This is a genomic window from Afipia birgiae 34632 (genome assembly GCF_000308295.2).
GTDB lineage: Bacteria > Pseudomonadota > Alphaproteobacteria > Rhizobiales > Xanthobacteraceae > Afipia > Afipia birgiae.
The window spans coordinates 849,144-860,997 of the sequence record NZ_HG326652.1; the positions used below are offsets into that span (position 1 = coordinate 849,144).

At 59.7% G+C, this 11,854-nt stretch carries 12 protein-coding genes; 7 read left to right on the forward strand and 5 right to left on the reverse strand.

Annotated elements, in window-relative coordinates:
• The first annotated feature begins 132 nt into the window (after window positions 1-132).
• Window positions 133-2,295, forward strand: a complete 2,163-nt coding sequence (locus tag BN32_RS04130; protein WP_019196845.1) for a GumC family protein — start codon at window positions 133-135, stop codon at window positions 2,293-2,295.
• Window positions 2,296-2,316: 21 nt separating this feature from the next.
• Here BN32_RS04130 and BN32_RS04135 read toward each other — a convergent pair whose 3' ends face one another.
• Complete coding sequence (locus tag BN32_RS04135) at window positions 2,317-3,513, reverse strand: GNAT family N-acetyltransferase (RefSeq protein WP_019196846.1); 1,197 nt, start codon at window positions 3,511-3,513, stop codon at window positions 2,317-2,319.
• Between the two features lie 123 nt (window positions 3,514-3,636).
• On the opposite strand from BN32_RS04135, the gene BN32_RS04140 reads away from it, so the two are divergent.
• Window positions 3,637-4,701, forward strand: coding sequence for a polysaccharide deacetylase family protein (locus tag BN32_RS04140; RefSeq protein WP_040425432.1), 1,065 nt, complete (start codon window positions 3,637-3,639; stop codon window positions 4,699-4,701).
• On the opposite strand, the gene BN32_RS04145 is transcribed toward BN32_RS04140, so the two are convergent.
• The gene (locus BN32_RS04145) at window positions 4,692-4,904 is read right to left on the reverse strand and encodes a DUF2842 domain-containing protein (protein WP_019196848.1); all 213 of its coding nucleotides are present in this window, start codon (window positions 4,902-4,904) and stop codon (window positions 4,692-4,694) included. The genes BN32_RS04140 and BN32_RS04145 overlap by 10 nt on opposite strands.
• A 141-nt stretch (window positions 4,905-5,045) precedes the next feature.
• Between BN32_RS04145 and BN32_RS04150 the strand changes: the two genes are divergently transcribed.
• Window positions 5,046-6,104: a COX15/CtaA family protein gene (locus BN32_RS04150; RefSeq protein ID WP_019196849.1), complete on the forward strand. Its 1,059-nt coding sequence runs from the start codon at window positions 5,046-5,048 to the stop codon at window positions 6,102-6,104.
• 41 nt (window positions 6,105-6,145) lie between these two features.
• The gene (locus tag BN32_RS04155; protein WP_283805248.1) at window positions 6,146-7,084 is read left to right on the forward strand and encodes an FTR1 family iron permease; all 939 of its coding nucleotides are present in this window, start codon (window positions 6,146-6,148) and stop codon (window positions 7,082-7,084) included.
• 93 nt (window positions 7,085-7,177) lie between these two features.
• Here BN32_RS04155 and BN32_RS04160 read toward each other — a convergent pair whose 3' ends face one another.
• From BN32_RS04160 to BN32_RS04170, 3 genes are all read right to left on the reverse strand, one after another.
• Window positions 7,178-8,458, reverse strand: coding sequence for an O-acetylhomoserine aminocarboxypropyltransferase (locus BN32_RS04160; RefSeq protein ID WP_019196851.1), 1,281 nt, complete (start codon window positions 8,456-8,458; stop codon window positions 7,178-7,180).
• Window positions 8,459-8,615: 157 nt separating this feature from the next.
• Window positions 8,616-9,200, reverse strand: coding sequence for a CoA-binding protein (locus tag BN32_RS04165; RefSeq protein ID WP_019196852.1), 585 nt, complete (start codon window positions 9,198-9,200; stop codon window positions 8,616-8,618).
• 31 nt (window positions 9,201-9,231) lie between these two features.
• Window positions 9,232-10,056 (reverse strand): enoyl-CoA hydratase, encoded by an 825-nt coding sequence (locus tag BN32_RS04170; RefSeq protein ID WP_040425435.1) that lies wholly within the window; start codon window positions 10,054-10,056, stop codon window positions 9,232-9,234.
• 113 nt (window positions 10,057-10,169) lie between these two features.
• Here BN32_RS04170 and BN32_RS04175 point away from each other — a divergent pair, with 113 nt between their 5' ends.
• The 3 genes from BN32_RS04175 (at window position 10,170) to rpsI (ending at window position 11,690) form a co-directional block, all read left to right on the forward strand.
• The gene (locus BN32_RS04175) at window positions 10,170-10,601 is read left to right on the forward strand and encodes a PaaI family thioesterase (protein WP_019196854.1); all 432 of its coding nucleotides are present in this window, start codon (window positions 10,170-10,172) and stop codon (window positions 10,599-10,601) included.
• A 148-nt stretch (window positions 10,602-10,749) separates the two neighbouring features.
• Window positions 10,750-11,214 carry a 50S ribosomal protein L13 gene (gene rplM, locus BN32_RS04180; RefSeq protein WP_019196855.1) on the forward strand — a complete coding sequence of 155 codons (465 nt, stop codon included), beginning with the start codon at window positions 10,750-10,752 and terminating at the stop codon, window positions 11,212-11,214.
• Window positions 11,214-11,690 (forward strand): 30S ribosomal protein S9, encoded by a 477-nt coding sequence (gene rpsI, locus BN32_RS04185; RefSeq protein WP_019196856.1) that lies wholly within the window; start codon window positions 11,214-11,216, stop codon window positions 11,688-11,690. The genes rplM and rpsI overlap by 1 nt, the downstream gene beginning before the upstream one ends.
• Window positions 11,691-11,854 lie beyond the last annotated feature (164 nt).

Sequence of the window (11,854 nt, forward strand, 5' to 3'; positions counted from 1 at the left end):
CGTGCTGCGTTGCAGCCAAAGCGAAGATCGCGATCGCTGCGATTAACCCGGCAGCAACCTTAATAGACTGTAATCGCGTCGGAGAAGACCAGCATTCGATTCAGTGCAGTAGCGTTCGGTGGAGAGTGTTCGATGCGTTTTTCGTTCTGGCGTGACTGGATGAGCAAGATGCCGTTCCGGGCCACGGCTGATGTCGCGCCGACTCCTGAGCCAGTCATTGCTGCGCCTGCGCCTGTGACGCTCGCCGCCAGCCCCGAACTTGGCGACATCGATCTCCGTGCGATCTGGGAAACGCTGGTCCGCAAGCGGATGTGGATCATTGTGCCCACCGCGCTCGCGCTCGCGCTGTCACTGCTTGCCGTCAACATGATTACGCCACGCTACAAGTCGGAGGCGCGCATCCTGATCGATGGACGGGAGAACGTCTTTCTGCGGCCGAATGGCGAGCGCTCCGAAGAGCGCGGCAGCCTCGATGCCGAAGCCGTGACCAGTCAGGTTCAGCTGTTGCTGTCGCGCGATCTTGCTCGCGAAGTGATCAAGGTGAACAAACTCGCCGAACTGCCAGAATTTGATCCGGTGCTGCGCGGCATTTCGCCGCTCAAGACGCTTCTTGGTCTGTTCGGCCTCGGCCGCGATCCTTTCAGGATGACGCCCGAAGAGCGTGTGCTCGAAGCGTATTACGACCGGCTGGCGGCCTTCGCTATCGACAAGTCGCGCGTGATGGTGATCGAATTCCAGTCGCGCGATCCGGAACTCGCGGCGCGTGTCACGAACTCCATTGCCGACGGCTATCTTGTGCTTCAGCAGGCGGCGCGGCAGAATCAGGCGAAGGCTGCCTCGCAATGGCTGCTCGTCGAGATCGAGAGCCTGCGCAAGAAGGTCGCGGATGCCGAGGCGCGGGTCGAGGAATTCCGCTCCAAATCCAATCTCTTCGTCGGCACCAACAACACCACGCTGTCGAACCAGCAACTCGGCGAGTTGAACACCCAGCTCAACAATGCGCGCGCGCTGAAGTCCGACGCTGAATCGAAGTCCCGTCTGATCCGGGAAATGCTCCAGAGCGGCAAGCCGATCGAAGCATCCGAAGTTCTCAATTCCGAGCTGGTTCGCCGTCTGTCGGAACAGCGCGTGACGCTTCGCGCGCAACTGGCCGAGCAATCGTCGACGCTGCTCGGTGGGCATCCGCGCATCAAGGAGCTGAAAGCGCAGATTCTGGATATCGACCGCCAGATCCGGGAGGAGGCGAACAAGATTTCCCGATCGTTGGAGAACGATGCCCGGATCGCGAGCGCGCGGGCGGATGGACTTAATGGAAGCCTCGACCAGTTGAAGCGCCAGGCGACGTCCACCAATGGCCAGGATGTCCAGTTGCGGGCCTATGAGCGTGAAGCGAAGGCGCAGCGCGATCTGCTGGAATCTTATCTTGCGAAGTATCGCGAGGCGACAACCCGCGAGAACATTGACGCAGCTCCGGCCGACGGCAGGATCATTTCTCGGGCTATCGTGTCGAATACACCCGCTTTCCCGAAAAAGCTTCCGACCGTGCTGATCGCCACCATGGCGATGCTGATGTTGAGCGCCGGTTATATCACCACGGGTGAGTTGCTGCGCATGACGGTGCCGCGTCCGGCTGCAACTGTACAGATCCCGATGGCGCCCTTACGCGACACGCATCCGCAAATGCCGGCGGGCATTATCGAAATCGAACGTCTGGCCGCGATGTTGCGTCAGGGTGGCGGGACAACTCGAAAGATCACTGTTATCGGCGCCCACCAGGATGAAAGCGTAACGCTGATAGCGCTGACGCTTGCACGGCTGCTGTCGCGTGGGTCGAAAGTCGTGCTGGTCGATCTTGCGATGGCGTCTCCGACGCTAGCCGCGGTGTCAACCGATCCGGCGTCGCCCGGATTGACTGAATTGATGCAGGGGTCAGCCTCGTTCAGCGAGATCATCACCAAGGATCGTCTGTCCGGTGTTCATCTGGTGGGAGCAGGGCAGGAACCAAGCCAGCGTCAATTGCTGCAGCTGCCGAGGATCAACCTAGCGGTCGATGCGCTCTCGCGGGCATATGATTATGTCGTGCTGGATGCTGGCACTGCGACAGACTTGCCTGCAAGCGTCATCGCTGCACAGGCTCATGCTGTCATCATCCCCGATCCGGAAATCACAGCGTCCGCGCGTGAGGTGATGAAAAGCCAACTGCTCGCGTCAGGCTTTACCGGTGTGACCATCCTCGATACGCCCTTGAGGGCGATGGATCTCGGTGCGCCGGGCGAACGGGTCGCTGCGGCCTGAGCTTCCATATCCAGATTTCGATTAGCGCGAGAGGGCGTTGCGCAGCAGCTGCGCCATTTGCATCAGCGCGGGATTGTGTTTCACGAGTCGTTTGGCGTGGGTGAGGGACGACATGCCAAGCGCCGCGAACTTGCCTCGCGCGGTCAACGGAATAAAGGCGTCCGTTAGCGGTTCGTCGTCCTTGCAGAACGTCATCTTGTACTCGTCCGACCCGACGCCGAAATCGAGCGAACTGTAGCCGAGATCGCCGAAGTGATCGATCATGTAGCGCAGCAGGATCAGGCCGGGGCTGTAGCGCGCATTTTCCGAGATCGTATACGTGTTGAACATGGTCGAAAACCGCTCGCCGTCCGCCACGCAGGCGAAGATCGAAATCAGTTCTGCGTCGCATTCCAGTGCGTGAAGTTCGATAGCGCGTCCGCTGCTCGGAAGTTTCGCCAAACATGCGTCACGCACGAACGCCTTGGTGGCCGGATCGGAAAAGATGTCCGGCAATTTCGAAAGCGCCATCCGCTGCGGCTTGATGACAAAGAAGCTGTCCAGCAGACGATTGATGTCATCGTCGGTCGTTGCGACGAAGTAGCGATAGCCCGGAAGGGCCTGGAGTTTGCGCTCCTTGTTGCGCAGTCGCCGCCGCGTCGATGTGCTGACGCGCTCTTCCGGCTTGCACCCCGGAACCATGGTCATCATGGGGCAGGGATTGGTCGACGGTTGCGCGGCTAGCGATGCCAGCGGGTTCGCGACGTTTCGCCATTGTTTTGGCTGCTGCGCGAAGGCCAGCACGTCGACGCCATCCGGCTGCATCCGAATGGCGGTGATCAGCGCGTCGAGTTCGGTTGAAGAGATTGTTTCCGCGAAGTCGCGGCGCCACAACGCCATGTTGAATGTGGGATGCTTGCCGCCCATGAAGCGGGCCACCTTTGCGCCGTTCTCACGGCTGCTGACAAGCGGAAGCAACACGAGGGGCCGGCTATTCACATCGTATGCGACGACGATGAGGGGCACGGCGCCTTCGTGTTTGCCAATGCTCTGCTGCCAGGCATCGAGAAGCTCGAAGCGCTGATAGGGGGTATGGAGAAAATCATCCCCGTCAAGAGCTCGCCAGTTCACTTTGGCCGCAGCCATGTCGCGAATGATGTCGACGCGCGCGATGCGGCTTGTCACTGAATACGACGGTGAGCTTGTGTCGGAGCCGTGAAGTTCTGCAGCCATGGCCATCAGGGGACCTGAGTTCTTGGGTATTTTGAGATTTTGGCTGGCCGACCTTATTCAAAGAAATGTCAACAAAGAGTAATGAGAATAGGGACGTGGCCCGCACCGGCCAGTGAGAAGGATGAACAAGTGTTGTTTCGGAGGAGTGTACTGGCAGATATGGGGCTGGAGTTGGCCTATTTCAGCGGTTTGTCACATATCCTCGAACGAAGAACTGGCGGTGCCGGAGCCATCCTCAAATTCGAACACGTCCGCCCGAAGCGCGCCGATCCTTTTCAGCCGTTGCGGTCGCGCGACGTTACCCCCGAATTTCTCGATCGCGCGATCTCAGTACTCAGGCGTTGGAATCTTGATTTCCTGTCCATCGACGAAGCCGCTGAACGATCCCGGCACGCTGCCGTTGCGCGTCGCTTCGTGTGCCTGACATTCGATGGCGGTCATCGCGATTTTATGACCTTCGCCTATCCGGTGCTATCGCGTCACCGCGTACCGTTCGCACTGTATGTTCCTACCGGCTTCATCGACGGTATCGGCAAGGCGTGGTGGCTCGCGCTCGAACAGGTGATCGCGCGCAACGCCCGGATCGGGCTGGTGATGAATCGCATCGAACGGCATTTCTTCGCCGCCACCCTCGCGGAGAAGTATCAGCTTTACGAGGTGCTGCACGCCTGGATGATGACCCTGTCCCCGGACGATGTCGCGATTGCAATCGGTGATCTGTGCGGCCGTTACGGGGTGGACATCAATGCCGCCTCGCGCGACGCGGCGATAAACTGGCAGGACCTCGCCAAGCTGGCGCGCGATCCGCAAGCGACTATCGGAAGCGCGACCGTCAACTATCCAAACCTCGCACGGACAAAGGGCACAATCGCGCTCCGGGAAATGACCATGGGCCGGACGGTGCTGGAAACCGCGCTTGACGGGCCCTGTCGGCATTTTGCCTATCCGTTTGGCGGACAGGATTGCTTCGGTCCCCGCGAAATGATGCTGGCGCGGGAGGCGGGGTTTACCAGCGCGGTATCCAGAGCACCGGGTGTCGTCCGCTCCGATGGCCAGTCGGACATGATGGCGCTGCCGCGGATCGTGTGGGATGGACGGCGGACCTCACTCCGGGCGCTGCGTGTGGTTCTTTCGGGCCTCACCAGCAGGCCCCCCAAAACGCAAACGCCGGAACTCGCCGCGAACTATGGCTGAGGATCCGGCCGCGACATCCATGCGATCAGCGGCATTGCGGGCAGGACCCAGCCCAGACCGGCGACCACATAGAAGATCGCCTGAGCCAGCTTCGATGCTGCCAGCCAGGGCGTTTGGGCGATCGCCATGCCCGCCAGCGACCAGACAATGACCAGCACCAGAAGGCCGATGGTTCCGATAAATTTTCGTGTGCGGATTGTCATAACAGGATTGTGCTGGTGGCTGTAAACGCGCGGCTTGCGTGAAAGAGTGCGGCGACTATAAGGACCGCGCGAATTCATTCAAGGCTGCATTTTCGGATCATGACGTCTATCGCAACTGACACAGAGAGCAGGGCCGCCGGCATGCGGAGCGTCCGCGCGTGGCTGATCATTGTCGCAGCTCTTGTTGTCTGCACACTCATGGTCGGTGGTGCGACGCGGCTGACGGAATCCGGCCTCTCGATTGTCGAGTGGAAGCCGGTCACTGGTACCATTCCGCCGCTGACGGATGCTGAATGGAGCAAACAGTTCGAGGCCTACAAGACTATTCCGCAGTATCGGGAGATGAACCACGGAATGAGTCTTGCCGAATTCAAGACCATCTTCTGGTGGGAGTGGGCTCACCGGCTGTTGGGGCGGCTGATCGGCGCGGTGTTCCTGCTGCCATTTCTCTGGTTCCTGTGGCGCGGATTCCTGTCGTCTGAACTCAAGCGCAGATTGTGGACCATCTTCGTGCTTGGCGGCGCGCAGGGCGCGGTGGGCTGGTGGATGGTGGCGTCGGGTCTCTCCGGACGTGTCTCCGTGTCGCAGTATCGGCTGGCCATACATTTCATGCTGGCGGTGCTGATCCTGTCGGCAATCATCTGGACGTTGCGCCGGTTGCAAGTTCGTCCGCCGTCAGTTGCTCCCATGCGGGTGAAAGTCACCGGCAGGATTTTGCTGGCGCTGCTGTTCCTGCAGTTCTATTTCGGCGCGCTTGTTGCCGGGCTGCGCGCAGGCCGTGTGTTCAATACATGGCCGCTGATTGACGGTGCGTTTATCCCGTCGGCCGCGCGATTGTTCTTCGAGCAGCCATGGTGGCGGAACTTCTTCGACAACACGCTGACGGTTCAATTCACTCATCGCATGATCGCCTATGCACTCGTTGCTCTGGCAATCGTCCACGCGATCGACGCGGTTCGGTCCCGCACAGGTCCCGCTATTATCTCGAGCGCGCTCTGGATCATGGCGACCATGATCTTTCAAGCCGTCGTTGGCATCCTGACGCTGCTTAATCAGGTTCCGATCGATCTTGGGTTGGCCCACCAGGCCGTCGCGATCGTGGTTCTCACGCTGGCGCTGGTTCACGTCGAGCGGCTGGGCGGGGCGCTGCCGGACAGGACGCCAGCCAAGCTTCGCCTTGTCACCGGCGATGGCGGCTGAATCGAACTATTCTAAAATGGTGGAAATGCCAGAAACCTCGGATTACGAGGCATTTCCTCGATTCCTACCTCCGGTCACGATTTGGTGCGGCTCAAGCGGTCTTTAACTTCAATTTTCACCGCGATAGAACGAGCCACCACAAGGGTCGAAGGTCTTTCATGTCCAACGCATTCGTTCAGGCTGCCGTCATTCTGCTGCGTGAGGGACTCGAGGCCATGCTCGTGATCGCAGCGCTCGCGGGTTACCTCAGGAAGGTCGGTGGCGGTCATCGCGTAACCGCGCTTTATGCCGGCGCGCTTGCGGCGGTCGGCGCCAGTATCATTACGGCATGGTTGTTCGCAGTCCTCAACGCTGGCCAGCACAATGACTTCCTTGAAGGCGTCGTGATCCTTTTCGCAGCGGCATTGATGCTCTACGTCAGCGGCTGGCTGATGGTGAAGCAGGATCCGCGCGGCTGGCAGGAGTTCCTTGCCACCAAGGTCGACAATGCGCTGGCGCAGGATACCGCGTGGGCCGTCGGTGCGCTCGCTTTCTTCGCAGTGTTTCGTGAGGGTGCCGAAACGGTGCTTTTCATCAACGCGCTCGCGGTGACCGAGGGCGGCTGGAGCATTGGTCTATTTGCAGGCCTTGCGGCAGCAACCGCAGGCCTGGCGGTGCTGTTCTACTTTATCAACCTTGTTGCCCAGAAAATTCCGCTTCGGCCGTTGTTCATCGTTACGTCGGCGTTTCTGTTCGCGATGGGCATCAAGTTCATCGGCGAAGCCATTCAGGAATTCCAGGAGCAAAGTCTCTTACCTGTCACTGAATTGAAGAGTTTCGGCTGGCTCCAGTCCTTTGGATTCAACGCGACTCTCGAAGCTGTATCGGCACAGCTTCTTGTTATTCTTTTCGCGCTGGCGACTTTCTCGGTCGTTCAGCGTAACGCCCGGCTGACTCGCGAGGACAAGGCAAAAGCCGCTGCGGAGACGGCGAGGACCTGATTTTTTCTGAAATCCCTTTTGCTCTCTTTCATTGAAAGACGCGGCGCCATGCCCGGCGCCGCGTTCTGCATTCTAAGGGCTGCTTGAGGTCTGTTAGGCCTTCAGAGCCTGGTCAAGATCAGCAATCAGATCTTCCTTGTCTTCGAGGCCGACCGACAAACGCACCACATCGACGCCTGCGCCAGCCTGCGCCTTTTGCGCATCGCTGAGCTGGCTGTGCGTGGTCGACGCAGGGTGGATGATCAGCGAACGTGTATCGCCGACATTAGCCAGATGCGAGAATAGCTTGACGTTCGAAACCAGGCTGATGCCTGCGTCGTAGCCGCCCTTAAGACCGAACGTGAAAACTGCGCCTGCGCCCTTCGGTGAATATTTTCGCGCGAGGTTGTGATAGCGGTCGCCGGGCAATCCCGCGTAATTCACCCATGCCACGGCAGGATGCGTGGAGAGCCACTCAGCCACTGCCTTGGCATTGTCGGAGTGTCTTTGCACGCGAAGGCCCAGCGTTTCGATGCCGGTGAGGATCAGGAACGCGTTGAAGGGCGACAGCGCCGGGCCGAGATCGCGCAGGCCGAGAACGCGAGCGGCGATGGCGAAGGCGAAGTTACCGAACGTCTCCTGCAGCTTGATGCCGTGATACTCGGGGCGCGGTTCGCTTAGGACCGGATACCGGCCGTCACGTGACCAGTCGAACGTGCCGGCATCTACAATGATGCCGCCGATGGAGTTGCCATGGCCGCCGAGGAATTTTGTGAGCGAGTGAACCACGATATCCGCCCCGTGATCGATCGGCTTGATGAGGTAGGGGGACGCCAGCGTGTTGTCGACGATCAGCGGCACGCCGGCCTTGCGCGCGATGGCGGCAATGGCTTCGATATCGGTGATCGTCCCACCGGGATTGGCGATCGACTCGATGAAGATCGCCTTTGTCTTGGGCGTCAGCGCTTTCTCGAAAGTTGAAACGTCGTCGGTATCGGCCCAGACCACGTTCCAGCCGAAGCTCTTGAATGCGTGGTTGAACTGGTTGATCGAGCCGCCGTAAAGCCTGCGGCCCGCAATGAATTCGTCACCCGGCTGAAGCAAGGTCTGAAACACGACCACCTGCGCGGCATGTCCCGATGCAACGGCAACAGCAGCCGTGCCGCCTTCGAGCGCGGCGACGCGCTCTTCGAGGACGGCATTGGTCGGATTGCCGATGCGGGTGTAGATGTTGCCGAACGACTGCAATCCGAACAGCGAGGCCGCATGGTCGGCATCGTTGAACACAAAAGAAGTGGTCTGGTAGATGGGCGTCGCGCGCGCGCCTGTGGTGGGGTCCGGCTGCGCGCCAGCGTGAATGGAGAGCGTGGAGAAGCCCGGCAATCTTTCCGTCATGAGGTGTCCTTCTGAGCGCCGCGAACGGGCGTTGAGATAAATATGCTGCGGGTGGACGCGTCCGCCGTCAAGCCGTCAGCGGCGATCGGCCTCAACTGACAATGAACCTGAAGCTTTCGCAGTTAGCCCGAAATGAACGTGCTGTGGCACGCCGGATCTAGGGCAGGTCGTTCTTGTCCTTGGCGGCGCGGTCGGCCGCTGTTGTCGCTCCGCCGCTCACACTGCTGCGGTTGAGTGACAGCCGCATGTTGCTGGTGGGAATCGGGGCGCGCTTGGAGCTGATGGTGCGCGAGTTGACGCCCAGCCACTGGATCTCCGATGTGAGGCGGGCGTACTCGATTTTCGGACAGCGGTTCATCACCACCTTGATGCCGGCGGCTTCCGCCTTCGCGGCGGCGGCGTCGTTGCGCACGCCGAGCTGCATCCATATCACTTTTGGCAATACCGGCAGCGCCAACGCATCATCGACAATTGCCGCGGCGGCATCCGAATTGCGAAAGATGTCGATCATGTCGACGGGGCGGCCGATGTCTTTCAGCGATCCGACGAACGGTTTCCCGACAAGGCTCTTGCCGACCTGACCCGGATTGATCGGGATCATGTCGTAACCGCGTTCGACCAGATACTTGAAAGCGAAATAGCTCGGCCGCACGTTGACCGGCGAAGCGCCGACCATGGCGATCGACTTCACGCTGGTCAGGATCGAACGAATATAGTTGTCGTCGTAAACGTTGTGGTTCATTCTGGTAAATTCACTACCCTGGCTGACTGCGTCAGCGATCGTGCCACTTCGGATCGCGTTTTTCGATGAAGGCGCCGATGCCTTCCTCTGCATCACGCGCCATCATGTTTTCGGCCATCACCTGCGCGGCGTAGGTATAGGCGTCCGCAAGGTTCATGTCAGCCTGCCGATAGAACGCTTCCTTGCCGACCTTCAGCGTATATGCGGATTTCACAGCGATCTTGTTGGCGAGAGCAATCGCGGCATCGCGCTCTGAACCGGCCGGAACCACGCTGTTGACCAGGCCGAGTTCGATTGCGCGCTGCGCCGAAACGGGCTCGCCGGTGAGCAGCATATGCATGGCGTGCTTGCGGGGAACATTGCGTGAAAGCGCAACCATCGGTGTCGAGCAGAACAACCCGATGTCGATGCCGGGGGTCGCGAATGTTGCCTTGTCGGATGCGACCGCGAGATCGCACGTCGCCACGAGTTGGCATCCGGCAGCGGTCGCGACGCCTTGCACCGCCGCGACCACGGGCTTTGGCAGATGAACGATGGCCTGCATCATGTCGCTGCACGATTTCATCATGTGTTTGAAATAGGCGCGGCCTCTGTCGGCATCGGAGCGGCGTGCGGTGAGTTCCTTGAGGTTGTGTCCGGACGAATAGGCAGGACCATTCGCGGCGATGACAACAGCGCGGACGCCTTTGTCGTCGCGAATGGAATCGAGAGCTTCATGGAGTGCAGAAATCATCGCTTCCGATAGCGCATTGCGGGTTGCAGGAGAATCGAGCGTGAACACGGCGATGCTGCCGACAGTCTCGCGCAAAAGCGGCGAGGGCGCTTGTAAAATGGAGCGTGATGTCCGTGGCGTCATGGTTTTTTCGGCTCAGATGTCAGATTCGCTTTTCGGTTCCGGCAGGCTCGCCATCGTGCTCACCCTAAGATACAAAACCGTCACATACGAGAGCAGGGCAGGACATAGGTTTCATGAATAAGCCGAAGATGACCGTGGCAGAACTCGAAGCGTTTCTCCACAGGGAGTTTCCGCAGGCTTTTGCCAGCGGTGAAATCCTGATCGAGAGCGCCGATGGCGCGACTTGCCTGTTGCGGCAGCCCTATAGCGAGCGGATGCTTCGTCCGGGCGGCACGGTGTCCGGCCCCACGCTGATGGCGCTGGCGGACTTCGCAATGTACGTGGTGCTGCTTTCCGCCATTGGTCCCGTCGGGCTGGCTGTGACGACCAGTCTCAACATCAACTTTCTGCGCAAGGGGCAGCCTGGTCAGGATGTGCTGGCGGCCGCGAAGCTGATGAAGCTGGGCAAGCGCCTCGCCGTCGGAGAAGTAAGCCTGTTATCAGGGACTTCGCCCGATCCGATCGCCCATGTCACCTCGACATACTCCATTCCGAATGTTCAATGATTTTACAGGTAATATAGCACCATATTTATAATGTGCTGATTTTGCTGTGTTATTTTTGATCCAATGGCATTGACGGGCGCAGGCGGGTTATCTAGAAACGCGCCAGTCTGGCGATTGCGCCGGACGTTCCATTTCACGGACAACTCACATGAAGACGTTTTCGGCAAAGCCAGCCGAGGTCACCAAGAAGTGGGTGCTGATCGACGCCAAGGGTTTGGTCGTCGGTCGCCTCGCGACGTTGGTTGCCATGCGTTTGCGCGGCAAGCACCTCCCGACCTACACCCCCCACGTCGATTGCGGTGACAACGTCATCATCATCAACGCGGCTCACGTCGTCCTCACCGGACGCAAGCGTGACAACAAGGTGTACTACAACCACACCGGTTTCATCGGCGGCATCAAGGAACGCACTGCGAAGTCGATCCTCGAAGGTCGCTTCCCTGAGCGCGTCGTCGAGAAGGCCATTGAGCGCATGATCCCGCGCGGCCCGCTCGGTCGGGTGCAGATGGGCAACCTGCGCGTTTACGGCGGTGCTGAACATCCGCATGAGGCGCAGCAGCCGGAGACGTTGGACATCGCATCGATGAATCGCAAGAACATGAGGGCCGCATAATGTCCGATACCATGCAGTCCCTTGATCAGCTCTCGGCGCTGAAGACCGCGGCGCCAGATGCTCCGAAGTACGAAAAGAAGGTCGACAAGCAGGGCCGCGCCTATGCCACCGGCAAGCGCAAGGATGCCGTTGCTCGCGTCTGGATCAAGCCAGGCAACGGCAAGATCGTCGTCAACACCCGCGAGGTCGAGGTTTATTTCGCTCGCCCAGTGCTGCGCATGATGATTCAGCAGCCGATTGTCGCTGCTGCCCGTCAGGGCCAGTACGACGTGATCTGCACCGTCGCTGGTGGCGGTCTGTCTGGTCAGGCTGGTGCCGTGCGTCACGGCATCTCGAAGGCTCTGACCAACTTCGAGCCGGATCTGCGCGGCGTCCTCAAGAAGGGCGGCTTCCTGACCCGCGACTCGCGCGTCGTCGAACGTAAGAAGTACGGCAAGGCAAAGGCCCGTCGGTCCTTCCAGTTCTCGAAGCGCTAATCGTTTCGTTCAAATTTTCCGCAATCGCGGGAAAAAGGGCGCCTTCGGGCGCCCTTTTTGCTGTTCCAGATACAACCGAATTGCAGCGATTTTTCCTGAAAATTTTGTGACCGCCGCAAACGGAGTGCCAAGACACCGTTGCTAGCTTCCACGATGGCTGAGGG

What these genes read in the sequence shown, in the direction of transcription:
- BN32_RS04130 (WP_019196845.1), top strand. Translation starts at nt 133, where the DNA reads ATGCGTTTTTCGTTCTGGCGTGACTGGATGAGCAAGATGCCGTTCCGG.
- BN32_RS04135 (WP_019196846.1), bottom strand. Translation starts at nt 3,513, where the DNA reads ATGGCCATGGCTGCAGAACTTCACGGCTCCGACACAAGCTCACCGTCG.
- BN32_RS04145 (WP_019196848.1), bottom strand. Translation starts at nt 4,904, where the DNA reads ATGACAATCCGCACACGAAAATTTATCGGAACCATCGGCCTTCTGGTG.
- BN32_RS04150 (WP_019196849.1), top strand. Translation starts at nt 5,046, where the DNA reads ATGCGGAGCGTCCGCGCGTGGCTGATCATTGTCGCAGCTCTTGTTGTC.
- BN32_RS04160 (WP_019196851.1), bottom strand. Translation starts at nt 8,458, where the DNA reads ATGACGGAAAGATTGCCGGGCTTCTCCACGCTCTCCATTCACGCTGGC.
- BN32_RS04165 (WP_019196852.1), bottom strand. Translation starts at nt 9,200, where the DNA reads ATGAACCACAACGTTTACGACGACAACTATATTCGTTCGATCCTGACC.
- BN32_RS04170 (WP_040425435.1), bottom strand. Translation starts at nt 10,056, where the DNA reads ATGACGCCACGGACATCACGCTCCATTTTACAAGCGCCCTCGCCGCTT.
- BN32_RS04175 (WP_019196854.1), top strand. Translation starts at nt 10,170, where the DNA reads ATGAATAAGCCGAAGATGACCGTGGCAGAACTCGAAGCGTTTCTCCAC.
- rplM (WP_019196855.1), top strand. Translation starts at nt 10,750, where the DNA reads ATGAAGACGTTTTCGGCAAAGCCAGCCGAGGTCACCAAGAAGTGGGTG.
- rpsI (WP_019196856.1), top strand. Translation starts at nt 11,214, where the DNA reads ATGTCCGATACCATGCAGTCCCTTGATCAGCTCTCGGCGCTGAAGACC.